14 protein-coding genes are annotated in these 13,355 nt (G+C 65.2%); 5 read left to right on the top strand and 9 right to left on the bottom strand.

The genetic code is table 11. From position 1 onward, the window contains the following. Window positions 1–7 precede the first annotated feature (7 nt). From E5CHR_RS13830 to E5CHR_RS13800, 7 genes are all read right to left on the bottom strand, one after another. Complete coding sequence (locus tag E5CHR_RS13830; protein WP_162580372.1) at window positions 8–484, bottom strand: type III secretion system chaperone; 477 nt, start codon at window positions 482–484, stop codon at window positions 8–10. Window positions 485–584: 100 nt separating this feature from the next. Next, complete coding sequence (locus tag E5CHR_RS13825) at window positions 585–1,349, bottom strand: alpha/beta fold hydrolase (RefSeq protein WP_162580371.1); 765 nt, start codon at window positions 1,347–1,349, stop codon at window positions 585–587. Beyond that, entirely contained in the window at window positions 1,346–1,780 is a 435-nt protein-coding gene (locus tag E5CHR_RS13820) for a carboxymuconolactone decarboxylase family protein (protein WP_162580370.1), read from the bottom strand. The genes E5CHR_RS13825 and E5CHR_RS13820 overlap by 4 nt, the downstream gene beginning before the upstream one ends. Beyond that, window positions 1,777–2,988 (bottom strand): 3-carboxy-cis,cis-muconate cycloisomerase, encoded by a 1,212-nt coding sequence (gene pcaB, locus E5CHR_RS13815; protein ID WP_162580369.1) that lies wholly within the window; start codon window positions 2,986–2,988, stop codon window positions 1,777–1,779. The genes E5CHR_RS13820 and pcaB overlap by 4 nt, the downstream gene beginning before the upstream one ends. A 29-nt stretch (window positions 2,989–3,017) precedes the next feature. Continuing rightward, entirely contained in the window at window positions 3,018–3,854 is an 837-nt protein-coding gene (locus E5CHR_RS13810) for a shikimate dehydrogenase family protein (RefSeq protein WP_162580368.1), read from the bottom strand. Window positions 3,855–3,919: 65 nt separating this feature from the next. Further along, window positions 3,920–4,774 carry a sugar phosphate isomerase/epimerase family protein gene (locus E5CHR_RS13805; protein ID WP_162580367.1) on the bottom strand — a complete coding sequence of 285 codons (855 nt, stop codon included), beginning with the start codon at window positions 4,772–4,774 and terminating at the stop codon, window positions 3,920–3,922. A gap of 17 nt (window positions 4,775–4,791) precedes the next feature. Continuing rightward, complete coding sequence (locus tag E5CHR_RS13800) at window positions 4,792–5,715, bottom strand: shikimate dehydrogenase family protein (protein ID WP_162580366.1); 924 nt, start codon at window positions 5,713–5,715, stop codon at window positions 4,792–4,794. A gap of 157 nt (window positions 5,716–5,872) precedes the next feature. On the opposite strand from E5CHR_RS13800, the gene E5CHR_RS13795 reads away from it, so the two are divergent. Continuing rightward, window positions 5,873–6,667, top strand: coding sequence for an IclR family transcriptional regulator domain-containing protein (locus E5CHR_RS13795; RefSeq protein ID WP_162580365.1), 795 nt, complete (start codon window positions 5,873–5,875; stop codon window positions 6,665–6,667). A gap of 21 nt (window positions 6,668–6,688) precedes the next feature. Here E5CHR_RS13795 and E5CHR_RS13790 read toward each other — a convergent pair whose 3' ends face one another. Continuing rightward, on the bottom strand, window positions 6,689–8,323 hold the full coding sequence (locus E5CHR_RS13790; protein ID WP_162580364.1) for a hypothetical protein: 1,635 nt from the start codon (window positions 8,321–8,323) through the stop codon (window positions 6,689–6,691). 234 nt (window positions 8,324–8,557) lie between these two features. Between E5CHR_RS13790 and E5CHR_RS13785 the strand changes: the two genes are divergently transcribed. From E5CHR_RS13785 to E5CHR_RS13775, 3 genes are all read left to right on the top strand, one after another. Next, window positions 8,558–10,000 carry an FAD-binding protein gene (locus E5CHR_RS13785; protein WP_162580363.1) on the top strand — a complete coding sequence of 481 codons (1,443 nt, stop codon included), beginning with the start codon at window positions 8,558–8,560 and terminating at the stop codon, window positions 9,998–10,000. After that, the gene (locus E5CHR_RS13780; protein WP_162580362.1) at window positions 9,997–10,863 is read left to right on the top strand and encodes a class I SAM-dependent methyltransferase; all 867 of its coding nucleotides are present in this window, start codon (window positions 9,997–9,999) and stop codon (window positions 10,861–10,863) included. The genes E5CHR_RS13785 and E5CHR_RS13780 overlap by 4 nt, the downstream gene beginning before the upstream one ends. A gap of 172 nt (window positions 10,864–11,035) precedes the next feature. Then, complete coding sequence (locus E5CHR_RS13775; protein ID WP_162580361.1) at window positions 11,036–11,227, top strand: hypothetical protein; 192 nt, start codon at window positions 11,036–11,038, stop codon at window positions 11,225–11,227. Between the two features lie 12 nt (window positions 11,228–11,239). Here E5CHR_RS13775 and E5CHR_RS13770 read toward each other — a convergent pair whose 3' ends face one another. Further along, window positions 11,240–12,649, bottom strand: coding sequence for an MFS transporter (locus E5CHR_RS13770; RefSeq protein WP_162580360.1), 1,410 nt, complete (start codon window positions 12,647–12,649; stop codon window positions 11,240–11,242). Between the two features lie 259 nt (window positions 12,650–12,908). On the opposite strand from E5CHR_RS13770, the gene E5CHR_RS13765 reads away from it, so the two are divergent. Continuing rightward, window positions 12,909–13,355: an Hsp20/alpha crystallin family protein gene (locus tag E5CHR_RS13765; protein ID WP_162580359.1), complete on the top strand. Its 447-nt coding sequence runs from the start codon at window positions 12,909–12,911 to the stop codon at window positions 13,353–13,355.

Raw genomic sequence — 13,355 nt, 5'->3', positions numbered from 1 at the left:
CTTCTCCTTAGATTCGAGCAGCCATCTGCGCCATGGCAGGGGCAGATGCGGGAATGGCGATGTCTTCTGCGGTGACATAGCCTTCCCACCACTGTGCGACTGCCGCAAACTGTTCGAGGACTCGCGCGAACTCGCCGCCCTGGACGCTTGCCGGGTCCAGTTCGCGCACGAGGAGCAGGCCCCCTTCTTCGCCGCCCATGCCGATACGCGCGCCACCGGTGTCGCGCCACAGCGTGTTGTAGGACAGCGCAGTTTTGTGCACCTGGGCCGCGCGGCCCTCCGGCGGCGTGCCGATGTCGGCGCTCAAGACCAGGCGCGCCGGCTCCTCGGCCCATTCGGCAAGGATGAGAACGGTGACTTCGCTCTCGAAGGCAAGCGTCCAGGTGGAATCGTCATCCTGGACGATGACCGAGAGGTTCTCGGCATCGGGACCAACCTCGCCGAGGCGATGGCTGATGTACTGGGGGTCGAAATGAAAGCTCACAAGCGAGGCTCCGGCAGTGAAAACGGTGCCCCTCCATCAAGGGGTACTGCTGCCTGAGTAACGCGGGGAGCCCCGGGGTTCCGTGGGCGCGTTCAGCCCGTCAAAGGCTGCGCCAGAAGTCGATCAAAAGCTGAGTGAATTCCACGGGCCGCTCGACGGCGCTGAGGTGCGCGGCCTCGATGCGGGCCAGCTTCGCGCCGGGAATGGCTTCGACGATCGCCTCTGACATCGAAGGCGGAGTGGCCTCGTCCTGGTTTCCGGCAATCACGAGCGTGGGCGTCCGGATGCCGCGGTTGCTTTCCCGAAAGTCGATGGCCGCCACCGCATCGCAGCTGGCAATGTAGCCGGCCGCATCGGTGGCGGACAGCGTGGCGTGCAACCGGCGCGCGGCCTCCGCGCCTTCGGGCGTGGCGGCATAGGCAGGTGTGAGCCAGCGCGCCACGGCACCGGGCGCGATGGCCGACACGCCCTGGGCCTGCACGGTCTCGACGCGCGTGCGCCAGGGCGCGCGGTCGGGGTAGTAGGCCGACGAATTCGCGATGACCACGCTGCGCAGCAGTTGCGGGTGCGTCGGCGCCAGCGCCTGGGCCGTCATGCCGCCCATCGAGAGGCCGACGAAATGCACCGGCTCGGCCCCGGCCTCGCGCGCGATCAGCGCGGCCGCGTCGTCGGCCAGCATCTGCATCGTGAGCGGACCGGGCACCACCTCGGAGCCGCCGTGGTTGCGGTGGTCGTAGCGCAGCACGGTGTGGGCGCGCGCCAGCACCTCGGCCACGCCGTCCCACATGTGCAGGTCGCAGCCGAGGGCGTGGCTCAGCACGACGATGGGCCCCTCGCCCTCGCGCAGAACGTTGAGCCGGGTCATGCGGTTCCTTCCTTCGTGCGTTCTTCCAGCAGGCCTTTCTCGCGCAGGATCGCAGTAGCAATGCCGAAGGCATGGTTGGCCACCGGGACGCCGCAGTAGATGGCGGCCATCATGATCACCTCCTTGATCTCCTCGGGAGTCAGCCGCGACTCGGGCGGGCCGTCGAGCGCGGCACGCACGTGCATCGCGAACTCCTCATAGGCATGGATGCCCAGCATCATCGACAGCACCATGAAGCGGCGCGTCTTGTCGCCGAGCGCCGGGCGGCCCCAGATGTCGTTCCACGCGTGGCGGGTGATCAGTTCCTGGAACTCGCTGTTGAAGGTGTTGCGGTTGGCCAGCGACTTGTCGACCCAGGCATCGCCAAGGATGCGGCGGCGGTTGAGGAGGCCGGCTTCGTAGTCGCCGGCGGGCGGGGCGGATGCGGTCATCGTTGCATGTTCCGTTCGTTGAGCTGGTCTTGCAGGGCACGAACCTGCGCCAGAGCGATGGTGGAGGCCTCACCGGCCAGGGCCGGGTCGAACCATTCGTCCGCGGCCTCGCTCGGCAGTTCAGCGCGCAGCCGTTCGATGTTGCCACGCATGCGCGCGGCATCGATCTGCAGGCCGGGCAAAGCCCCGGCGAGCGCACGCACGCTGCCGTGGGCGGACATCAGTAATTGTGGCCATTCGCCCAGCTCGGCCTGCCAGGCGCCCAACGCGCGCTCGTGCTCCTGCGGCATGGCGGCGAGCAGCGCAGCCACGCGCTGAGGTGCGCGCTGCGCCGCAGCGAGCGCCACCATCGAGGCGACGGGATTGCGCTTGTGCGGCATGGCGGATGAGCCACCCCGACCGGCCTCCGTGGGCTCGGCCACTTCACCGACTTCGTATTGACCCATGAGTGCGATGTCCTTGGCGATCTTGCCGAGGCTGCCGACCATCAGGCCCAGCTCGCAGCCGAGTGCTACCCATTCATCGCGCTGCGTGTGCCAGGTCTGGCCGGGATCGCCAAGGCCGAGCTCCTGCGCCATGTGACGCCGCACGGCAGCCCCCTGCCCTTTCATCTGCGCGAGGGTCCCGACGGCGCCGCCGAGCTGCACGTTCAACGCCCGCCGCGCTGCCTCGGCCAGCCGCGTACGGCTGCGCACCAGGGGCGCGGCCCAGCCTGCGCACTTGAGGCCGAAGCTGGTGACCGAGGCCGGCTGCATCAGCGTGCGCGCGAGGATGGGCGTGGCAGCGTGCTGCTCGGCATGCGCCAGCAGCGCCTGTGCGGCCTTGCGCAGGTCGGCTTCGACCAGCGTCACGGCCTCGCGGGTGACCAGGGCCATGGCGCTGTCGATCACGTCCTGGCTGGTGCTGCCGAAATGCACGAAGGGCACGGCCTCGGCGTTGAAGAGACCGACCGCCTCCTTGAGGCTCTTGACCAGCGGAATCGCCACGCTGCCGGCGCGCCCGCTCTCGCGCACGACCTTGGCAACGTCGAACAGTTCGACCTTGCAGCTGCCGACGATGGACCGAGCGGCCGACTCGGGAATCAGGCCCTCGGCGGCCTGCGCATTCGCCAGCGCAGCCTCGAAGCGCAGCATGGCGGCGACGAAGGCGTGTTCGCTGAAGGCGGCCAGGGTTTCGGATGTCGAGAGGAAGCCCTCAAAAATACTCATGGTGGGCAAGCCTGGATGTACGCTTCATTTCAATAGGCCACGCGAGCCGTCGCCCTCAGCTCGTCCGGCGTAGCGGTGCCGTAGCCGAAGAACTCGAGATAAGCAGGGATCATTTCGAACAACATGTCGGTGCCGACCTGCACTGCGCAGCCCTTGTCGCGGGCGGCACGCAGGAGCGGTGTGTACTCGGATTTCATCACGACCTCGCCGACGAAGGTCGAAGGCGCGATGCGATCGACATCGAAGGGTAACGGATCATTCGCCTTCATGCCCAGTGGAGTGGCATTGACCACCAGGTCATGCCCGGCCGGATCCTTCGAGCCGGTGACCACGCGCAGCGTGGGGTAGTGCGCCTGCAGCCGCTCGCCGAGCGCCTCGGCCGACGCGGCCCGCGTATCGAAAAGCGAGAGCTCGGCCACCCCGGCCGCGGCGAGCGAGGCCGCAATCGCCGAGCCCACGCCGCCGCTGCCGGAGACCAGCACACGCGCGCCCTCCAGCCTGCACCCCTTGCGCTGCACCCCGCGCACGAAGCCGGCTCCGTCGAACTGGTCGCCAACCAGGCGGCCGTCCGCATCCTTGCGCACCGCGTTGCAGGCGCCCGCGATCTTTGCCGCTGGCGTGAGCGCATCGACCATCGCCATGGTCGTGACCTTGTGCGGCATGGTCACCAACGCGCCTCGGATGTTGCTCATGCGGAACAGCAAGGGAAAGAAGGCCTGGTAGTCCTCGGCCTTCACGCCCATGGGCACGACGAGCGCATCGATGCCGTTCGCTTCGAACCAGGGGTTGTAGATCATCGGCGCCTTGAAGCTCTCGGTCGGATAGCCGAGATGCGCGATGAGGGTGGTCTTGCCTGAGAGTGTCATATGCGGTGCCCTGCGGCCTGGCGCCGGTTGGCGCTTCGGCATCCTGTTGCTGTGCCTGTCCTGATTCATGTGCCGATGACGGACTCGCTGATCCAGCGTGCGCTCTTCATGCCGCGCTGGCCGATCACCATCGGGTCGGAGTTCACGTAGTCATCGTTGAACACCTCGAAGGTGTAGTGGCCGCGATAGCCCATCTGCTCGAGCAGTTGGACCATGTCGCGCACGTCGTGCAGGCCTTCCCCCGGGAACAGGCGCTGGTGACGCGCCAGCTCGATCATGTCGGCCTGCCGGTCGCTGTACTCGAAGAAATAGTCAGCCAGCTGCACCAAGAAGATCTTTTCCACGGGCACCTGCGCCAACTGCGCCAGTGTTTCGGGCGTGTCGTCGCCGTGCACGGACATGTGGAAGCTGTCGAGGTTCAGGCCAACGTTCTGGCGGTTGCAGCGCCGCACGATGTCCCAGGCCTGATGCCAGCGATTCACGTGCCGGCCCCATGAAAGCGCCTCGTAGCAGATGCGGATGCCGAGCGGAGTCGCCAGCGTGGCGAGGGTGCGCAGGTCCTCGGCCGCGCGCTCCGGGTCGTCGATCGCCAGCGGCGACGTGGTGGAGCACACCAGCAGCAGGTCGGTGCCGACCAGTGCCATCTGGCGCAGTTGCTCGCGTGCCATTTCGAGGCGGTGCGGGCGCATGGCGTCAGGCGCACATTCGAAGTCGCGAAGCGGTTGGAAGTCGGTGATCTTGAGGCCGCTGGCCTTCACCAGATCGGCCGCCTTCTCGACCCCGGCCGGGTGGGCGACGAGGTCGCGCGCCCAGAGCTCGACACCGGCGAAGCCCGCGGCCTTCATGCAATCGAGCTTATGGCCGAGGTCGCCTCCCATGGTGACGGTGTTGAAGCCGAAGCGGTCCAGCGAGAGGGCCATGGTTCAGTGCGTGGTGCTCAGGCCACGCTGTCGGAGTGATAGCGCAAGGGTGAGTCGATCTCGGCCGCCATTGCCTGGGTGTAGATCAACTCGCGCAGGAAGCGCGCGTCCTCGCGCACCCCGTGCGCCGCGGCTGCGTGGCCGAAAAAGTCGAGGTAGTAAGGCATCTGCTGAATCAGCATCTCGAACCCGGCCTGCGCGTTGAGGCCGCGCGCGCGAGCCGCGCGCACGAGTGGCGTGGGCTGGTTGCGCAGCAGGATGTCGAACACCGCCGCGTGCGCGTCCATACGCGCCACATCGATCGGCAAGGCGTCACCCTCCTTCAGGCCCAGCGGCGTGGCGTTGATGACGAGGTCGTAGCCTGCCGGATCGCTGCTGTCGACCGCAGTGGCAGTGGCGTCGAAATAGGCGTCGAGCTTGGCGGCGACACCTGCAGCCTTGCCGGCCGAGATGTCGTGGAAGGCAATGTGCTCGGCACCATCAACGGTGCCGCCCTCGGCGAGCGCGACGCCGATGGCCGCCGCGCTGACGCCGGCGCCGAGGATCAGCACACGCTTGCCGCGGAAGGGGATGTTGTAGTGGTCGAGCGCACCCACCAGACCCTCGCCGTCGAACAGGTCGCCCTCGAGCTCGCCGTTGGCGATGCGCTTGACCACGTTGACCGAGCCGGCGACCCGGCCGAAAAGGCCAGCGCCATCGAGCAGGTCCACCGCCAGCGGCTTGTGCGGGGGCGCAATCACCATGCCGCGCACGTTCTTCGCAAGAAAGGCGGCCTTGACGAAGACGGCGAAGTCGCGCGTCGCCACATGCACCGGAGCCATCACCGCATCAAGGCTGAAGCGCTCGAAGACGGCGTTGAACATGCGGGGCAGGCGCACGTTGGTCACCGGATCACCCGGAATCAGGTAGAGGTCGGTACTGCCTGCGATGGAAGGGAACATGGGCGGGTCTCGCTCGGTTGTTCGGCTAACGCGCAAATTGCCGCGAGCGCCGTTAATGTAGTGCGGCAGGGTTGCATGCCGGGGGTCACGCCTGCAGAATGGCGCGATCATCATCCAAAACCGTTCGATAAACGGACGAATTCAGGGTTTGTCCCCGATGACCACCAACGACTCTGATCCTTCTCCTGCTCCCGCCGGGCTCGACAAGCGGGACTGGATCGCAGGCCTCGAGCGCGGCGTGTCGATCATCGAGGCCTTCGATGACGCCCATCCGCGCATGACGGCGAGTGAGGCCGGGCAGCGCACGGGCATGACGCGCACCGCCGCCAGGCGCTACCTCCTGACGCTGCAGCACATGGGCTACGTGGCGGGCGACGGCAAGCTGTTCTGGCTGACGCCGCGAGTGCTGCGTCTGGGCCAGTCATACCTGGAATCAGCGCGGCTTCCGCGCATCGTCCAGCCGTTTCTGCAGCGCGTCGCGGCCGGCACGCACGAGATCGCCTACCTCAGCGTGATGGACGGCGACGAGGTCGTCTACATCGCGCGCAACGGTCCCAACCGCAGCATGAGCACCGGGTACGTGCTCGGCGCCCGGGTGCCGGCGCAGGTCACCGCATCGGGCATGTTGATGCTGGCGATGCGCAGCGACGAAGAGCGCAGCCTATGGCTAGCCACGCACGAGCTCACCGTCTTTACCTCGCACACCATCGCCAGCAAGGAGCGCATGAAGCTCGAGCTTGCGCGCATCCGTGCACAAGGCTGGGCTCTGTCGGAACAGCAACTCGACCTGAATTCGCGGGGCATTGCGGTGCCGCTGCGCGACCGGCATGGCGCGCTGGTGGGCGCGCTCAACATCACCATGCCGATGGGCCATGAAAGCAGCGAGGACGCAGTCGCCCGCGTGCTGCCGGTTCTGCGTGAAACGGCGCAGGCGATGCGCGCCATGATTTGAATCCAGCCCGCGGCGGATAGATCAAAGCAGCACAGATTCAAAAATGGGATTCAACCAGCTCTGGTAGCGATCGATATTCGATTCGGCTGCTCCGAGGTCCTTCGCCAGCTCATGGGCGGCGACGACCGCACCCAGCTTCTCGCGGTTGCCGCCAGAATTTTTGAACACAAGCATGAGATCATGAATATGAGCCAGTGTGTTGAAGCGCATGTACTCCGACAGCGCGGCACCGTCGGGCCCGAGGCGTCTCTCCGCCTCAGCCAAGAACTTTTTCAGTTCAAGGACCAGTTCCTTCGTAAAGTGAGCATGGCTCACCATCGATGGACCTGTGCGGCCTTGCTGATGGACCGGCGTGGAGGCGATCTGCGTCGCCATCCATTCGTTACCGGTGACACTAAAGGGGGCCAACCCGGACATCCAAGGGTGTGTATACCATCCGCGGAAAAAGAGCATGCGGGAGAAGATGCTCTTCGCAAGCTTCTCGGCTTCGAGCTGGCCCCATTTCTGCTTGGCAGCGACCATGCTGGTCCGCAGGAGGTTGGATGTACTCGAGAAGACCTTCAACTGATCATCACGGGCGGATGAATGCGACATCAGCTGGGCAAGCCACTCGCAGGTTTTTTCAGTGATTCCTTCATTGGAGGATAGCTGACTCTGGATCAGCGACGCCAAGGCAGACGGGTCGGTGTTCGTGTTGATTTTCAACTCACGAATTTCAGTTCGGGGTAAAAAGATCGTCTCGATGATTTGCCGGAGGTACGACCTGCTGTCTGATTTATAGATTCCCCTGAAGCTCCCATCATGGTTGTCGTCGAACTTGTTATCGACGTCGGCCATTTCCACCAGCAAAGGCACGCATTCGAGAAGCCGCTCCGCCACATGCAAGGGCGCACCCAGCGTCCCGCTGCTCGGCCGTAGCAACACCACCCTGTCGGCGTGCAAAATGACGTCCTTGTTGGCCTCAAAAGCCGTGACCAACACACCGGCAGCCGACAGGTTGGTTTCGAGTTCGCAGGTCTGGAGAAGCTCCCGCAAATTGAAGTCCAGCTTCACGGCGTGGACAAAGTCGCACGCCCGCGACCATTTCCCCAGATCCAACCAACGCTGCGCCAAATCCCTGCCCAAGCTTTCCACGGGCCGCTGAAGCATGCGTTGGGCCTGCGACTGCGAAGTCAAGTCCTCCAACAGCTTGGCCGCCTCCTCGAGATCTTCTCCGCTGGGGCGGCAGCCTTCAGGCCGCAGAAAGTCTTTGATCTTTGCCCCCATTGCCACCAGGTCGTGGTGCAGCTTGCCGGCAAGCACCAAGCCTCTGACGGCCGAGATCGCCAATTTGGCAGCCGCCGTGGGGTTGCCTCGCGCGCGGACGTAGCCGCAGGCGAATGAAATCGTTTGAAGACTCGTAGCGCCGAGTATCACGCAGCGCTCGTTGATCCCTCGATTCCGGACACTCTGCACCATCTCGTTGTAATCGCGCATTTGGCTCTCCGTTGGAGGGCTTGATACATCCGAACTCAACGGCGCGTCGTCGGCTGCGCAGGCTTCTTCCATCGTCACGTCCTCGTTGCGTGGATCCAGCGGCGGCTCGGCAGGGATGGGTTTGGGGTGAGAGCCGAAGGAGCTCGAAGGGCGAATCGGCGGGGATTTCTGGATATTCATAGTGACTTTGCGGTGTGGCGTTCCACGAGCGATAGGAGAGCGCGCGCACGAACGTGTATTCAGTGCACGCTTTCGTTCGTAACCACGCGCTTCGCCTCGTTCCGAGCGAAGTATCGGCATTCGGTACGCCGCAGCGCGTATTCGGCGACCTTCGCGGTCTTCGTTGAAACCTGGAGCGACGGCCTGGCCATGATGCGCCCCTCGCCACAAGCCACCGCCCTCCACGCGGCAACGATGAAGCAAGTTCTCGACGACGTCCATTCCCAGTTGAACCCCACGCCGGTGGCGCACCTCTGCAGGCCCCGGACGCTGTCCGAACTGCAGGCAGCGGTCAGGCGGGCAGCCATCGCCGGCCAGCGCATCTCGGTCTCAGGCGGCCGGCACGCCATGGGCGGCCAGCAGTTTGCCGTGGACTCCCTCCACATCGACACGCGCGGCCTGGACCGGGTGCTGAAGACCGACCCATCGGCCGGGCTGCTGCAGATCGAAGCCGGCGCGCAGTGGCCGCGCATCGTCGAGGCCACGCACGCCATGGACGCCGCCGGCCAGGGCCGCTGGGGCATCCGGCAAAAGCAGACGGGCGTCGACGACGTCACGCTGGGCGGCTCCATCGCGGCGAATGCCCATGGACGCGGCCTGGCCATGCAGCCCTTGGGCAATGACATCGAGGATCTCACCCTCGTCGATGCACGCGGCGATGTGGTGTTCTGCAGCCGCACTCACAACGCCGAGCTGTTCTCGCTGGTGATCGGCGGCTACGGCCTGTTCGGCATCGTGTACGCCGCGACCCTGCGCCTGTGCCCGCGCCTTCTCGTCCGGCGCGTGGTCGACGTGCTCGACCTGGACGACGCAGTGAACGCCGTCTTTCGCCGTGCCGACGAGGGCTGCGCCTACGGCGACTTCCAGTTCGCCATCGACTCACAGGACCATCACTTTCTGCGCCGCGGCGTCCTGGCCTGCTACAAGCCGGCGGAGCTCGATGGCACGCGCGGGCACGCAGCGGCCGACCTCGCACCCGATGCCTGGCTGCAGCTGCTCGAGCTCGCGCACCACGACAAGCAGGCCGCCTTTGCGCAATACGCCAGGCACTACCTCGACACGCACGGCGCGGTGTATGGGTCAGACACCATGCAGCTCAGCACCTACATCCCGAGCTATGCCGACTTCCTGGCGAGCAGGCAGCCGGCCAAAAAGGCTTTCGTCAAAGAGACGCTCGTCATCGGCGAGCACTATGTGCCGCGCCATCGGCTGCTGGCGTTCATGCAGCAGGCGCGCGACATCCTTCGCGTGTTTGGCACCGAAGTGATCTACGGCACCATCCGCTCCATCCTGCGCGACACGACCTCATACCTTCCATGGGCGAAAGAAGACTTCGCGTGCATCATCTTCAATTTGAGAACTCCTCACGACGACACCGGACGGGCCCGCACGGCGGACACCTTTCGGGCCCTGATCGATGCCTCGGCCGCCCTCGGAGGCAGCTTCTATCTCACCTACCATCGCCACGCGTCTGCCGCACAGGTGCGGCGGTGCTATCCGCAGTTCGGCGCATGGCTCGCGAAGAAGCTCGAACACGACCCGCACGAACTCTTCGTGAGCACCTGGTACATGCACTATCGCGGCGCGTTCGCGCGCGCCCTCCCCGACGTGCCCGCATGTGAAGGTGCGCCGGCGTGAAGGCCGAACAGGCCAGCAGCACTGCCAAGCTGATCGCGGCCAGCACGATCCTGCTGGCCAGCGACCCGCACACGACCGCGCTGGTGGCGCCGGGCGCGCGGGCGTTGTGCGAACGCTTCCTCTCGGGCAACCTTGCCGATGTCCTGCTTGCGAAGAGCGCAGTTTTCGCTCCCACCCGCGGGCTGTGGCGCATGCTTGAGCAGGTGGTCCTGCCTGGCATCATCACCCACTACTGGCACCGCAAGCGCTGGATCGAACGCCGATGCCGCGCAGCCATCGCCGAAGGCTGTCGACGCGTGGTGGTCATCGGCGCCGGCTTCGACACGCTGGCCCTGCGCCTTGCAACGGAATTTCCGCATATCGACTGGATCGAGATCGACCATCCGGCAACACAGCGCGCCAAATCCGACGCGCTGTGCGGCGAGCTTGCACCCAACGTGCGCTTCGTTGCCATCGACCTCGCGGCCGACCCGCTGCCGGCCGAGCTCTTCGACGACGGCCGCGCCACCCTGGTGATCGCGGAGGGGGTGCTGATGTACCTGGCGCCCGCCGTCATCGACCGGTTGTTCCACGCCATCGCGACGCTGCACGGGCCATCGACCCGAATGGTGTTCAGCTTCATGTCGAAGTGGCCGGACGGCAGCACCGGCTTTCGCCCGCGAAGCCGCTGGGTCGAGCGGTGGCTGGCCTTTCGCAGCGAACCCTTCGCGTGGTCCATCGAGGTGCAACGCATCGACAGCTTCCTGCAGCGCTTCGAGCTCACGCCGATCGAGGTCGTGCCATCACAGGAGCTGGCCTCCGAAGCCGGGACATCCCACACGCTGCTCGACGGCGAGAACCTCGTGCTCTGCGAGAAACGATGAACCGGCAACAGTTCAGTCATAAAAGACCAGATTTGGTCGAGGCCGATCGGGCTCAGAATCCGGGTCCCCTGGTGGCTGTGGGCTGAACGCTCCAGGGCGCTCCCGTGTGATTGCCCGGGCCGCATGCTTCAGACCAGAGACCGTCACACGACAACAGAATCAAAACGACGCTATGAAAATTTCCAAGGGGGGCCCGGCCTTGAACACCGAAGTTCAGCATCGGCCCAAAACCGATATCGACGGGCTTGTGCTCGATTTCAGAAACCTCTCGGCAGAGAATCAGAAATTGTTGACGGACCAGGTCCTCGACGGCTTCTCGCCTGCCGAGGTGGCCCGGGTTTTTATCCTCCGCGGCAAAGACTGAGCGCGCGGGCCTTCAGCCCAGCGCCTTCGCCAACCTCGCGTCCGCCAGTGTCTGCTCGCGCATGCGTTCATAGTCCGGCTTCGGCACAGGCACCGCATCGGCATTGCCAAGATCGTTCATGTGGATGCGAAACGTCTCGCGCGCACTCAGGGCTGCAATCGCGGCAATCACCGTGATGCCGAAGGCCAGCGAGCCGACGATCAGCGGGATGTTGGCCGCGCCCGGAGGCGCCACGGTGGCGAACAGCGCGGGCAGCATGGCGGTGATGGCCGTGCCGAGGTTCTGCGAGATCGCCATCGCCGAAACGCGCGTGCGGGTCGGGAACAGCTCGGGGTAGAAGCTCGGGAACACCGCGTTGTAGCCTTGGTAGACCACGCCCCACATCAAGAGCGACATGCAGATTGCCAGCGGCACGCTCTTGATGCTGATGGCATAGAGATAGCCGAAGGCCAGCAGGCCCGAAGCCAGCGCGCCGAAGACAATCGGCGGCTTGCGGCCGATACGATCCGACAGGTTGCCCACGTAGGGAATCACCACCACCGCAAGGATGTTGCCCAGCACGGGTATCCAGAGGTAGATGTCCTTCGCAAACCCGATCCCGTAAGCGGCTTGCACCGCGTAGGCTGCGCCGAAGATGGTTGCGACCACCGGGATGACGTTCATCAGCGCCATCGCCACCACGCGCAGCATGTCCTTCCAGCTGTACTTGAATGCATCGACGATGGGAGAGCGCGGACGCTGCTGCTTCTGCCCTTCTTCTGCGAAAGCAGGCGTCTCCTCGACCTCGCGCCGGATGATGTAGCCCGCGACGATCACGATGAAGCTCAGCAGGAACGGAATTCGCCAGCCCCAGCTGTTGAAAGCCTGTTCCGGCATGTAGTGCGCCAGTGGCAGGAAGACCGCCGCAGCCAGGATCTGCCCGGCCTGCACACCCTGCAGCGTGAAGCTCGCGAAGAAGCCGCGCCGCCCGAAGGGCGCGTGCTCCAGGATCATGGAACTGGCGCCGGAAATCTCCCCGGCCACCGCGAAGCCCTGCACCAGGCGGCAGACCACCAGCAGCACTGGCGCCAGCAGGCCGACCTGGTCATAGGTCGGCAGCACGCCGACCGCAATGGTCGAGAAGCCCATCAGGAACATGCACAGGATCAGCACCTGCTTGCGGCCGTGGGTATCGCCCCAGTGGCCCAGGAAGAAGGCGCCGATCGGCCGCGCCACGTAACCTACCCCATAGGTCGCCAGCGAGGCGACGATGGCGATTTTCGGATCGCCCTTGGGAAAGAAGATCTGCGGAAAGATCAGCGACGCCGCGGTGGCGTAGATGAAGAAGTCGTAGTACTCGAGGGCCGAGCCGATCCAGCCGCTGGCCGCGGCCTTCTTCGACTGGTGGCGGCCAGGGGGCTCGTGCGCCTGGGGTTTGCTCATGAATGTCTCCGTTGAGTAAGGGCGAGGCGGACTGTAGGGCCGCACAAGATCGGTGCCAACGGGACGGCCTGCCCTGCTGTTCGATCATCGTTCAGGCATGTACGGTATTCGCGCGAAACCCGGGTTTCTCCCAGAGTTGCGCAGCGGCAGCACCCGGCGAGACCTCTTGAACTCGGGTCCAGGCACTCCTATCTAGGCCTCGGAGGCGCCGGAAAGCACCCGACGCACGTTGTCCATCAAGCCTGAAAGGAGGTTTCGCATGTACAGATCCTTGTTCCCGCGCGACCTGTTCGCGGAGCTTGATCGCCTGCAGCGCGACATGCAGCAGGCATTCGATCTTTCCCCGACCATCCGCGGCTTCGGCCGAAGCGGCTTCCCCGCGATCAACGTGGGAGACACGCCGCAAGCGGTGGAGGTCTACGCTTTTGCTCCGGGCCTGGATCCAGCCACGCTCGAGATCCATGTCGATCAGGGTGTGCTGACCATCTCGGGCGAGCGCAAGTCGTCGCTGCCGGAGGAAGGCACCGAGGGCAAGCGACCGGTCGTCCATATCAACGAGCGCTTCGCAGGCCAGTTCACACGGGTTCTCACGCTACCGGACGAGGTGGACCCGGACGCAGTCAAGGCCCAGTACCGCGACGGCATCGTGCAGATCACCATCCCGCGCCGTGCTTCTGCGCAGCCGCGCCGCATCACCGTCAATTGA

The sequence above is a fragment of the Variovorax sp. PBS-H4 genome, assembly GCF_901827205.1.
Lineage (GTDB): Bacteria > Pseudomonadota > Gammaproteobacteria > Burkholderiales > Burkholderiaceae_C > Variovorax.
The sequence above is the reverse complement of the archived record's forward strand: the minus strand, read 5'-3'. Positions and strand labels throughout refer to the sequence as shown.

What these genes read in the sequence shown, in the direction of transcription:
- E5CHR_RS13825 (WP_162580371.1), bottom strand. Translation starts at nt 1,349, where the DNA reads ATGACCCGGCTCAACGTTCTGCGCGAGGGCGAGGGGCCCATCGTCGTG.
- E5CHR_RS13820 (WP_162580370.1), bottom strand. Translation starts at nt 1,780, where the DNA reads ATGACCGCATCCGCCCCGCCCGCCGGCGACTACGAAGCCGGCCTCCTC.
- pcaB (WP_162580369.1), bottom strand. Translation starts at nt 2,988, where the DNA reads ATGAGTATTTTTGAGGGCTTCCTCTCGACATCCGAAACCCTGGCCGCC.
- E5CHR_RS13810 (WP_162580368.1), bottom strand. Translation starts at nt 3,854, where the DNA reads ATGACACTCTCAGGCAAGACCACCCTCATCGCGCATCTCGGCTATCCG.
- E5CHR_RS13805 (WP_162580367.1), bottom strand. Translation starts at nt 4,774, where the DNA reads ATGGCCCTCTCGCTGGACCGCTTCGGCTTCAACACCGTCACCATGGGA.
- E5CHR_RS13800 (WP_162580366.1), bottom strand. Translation starts at nt 5,715, where the DNA reads ATGTTCCCTTCCATCGCAGGCAGTACCGACCTCTACCTGATTCCGGGT.
- E5CHR_RS13795 (WP_162580365.1), top strand. Translation starts at nt 5,873, where the DNA reads ATGACCACCAACGACTCTGATCCTTCTCCTGCTCCCGCCGGGCTCGAC.
- E5CHR_RS13790 (WP_162580364.1), bottom strand. Translation starts at nt 8,323, where the DNA reads ATGAATATCCAGAAATCCCCGCCGATTCGCCCTTCGAGCTCCTTCGGC.
- E5CHR_RS13785 (WP_162580363.1), top strand. Translation starts at nt 8,558, where the DNA reads ATGAAGCAAGTTCTCGACGACGTCCATTCCCAGTTGAACCCCACGCCG.
- E5CHR_RS13775 (WP_162580361.1), top strand. Translation starts at nt 11,036, where the DNA reads ATGAAAATTTCCAAGGGGGGCCCGGCCTTGAACACCGAAGTTCAGCAT.
- E5CHR_RS13770 (WP_162580360.1), bottom strand. Translation starts at nt 12,649, where the DNA reads ATGAGCAAACCCCAGGCGCACGAGCCCCCTGGCCGCCACCAGTCGAAG.
- E5CHR_RS13765 (WP_162580359.1), top strand. Translation starts at nt 12,909, where the DNA reads ATGTACAGATCCTTGTTCCCGCGCGACCTGTTCGCGGAGCTTGATCGC.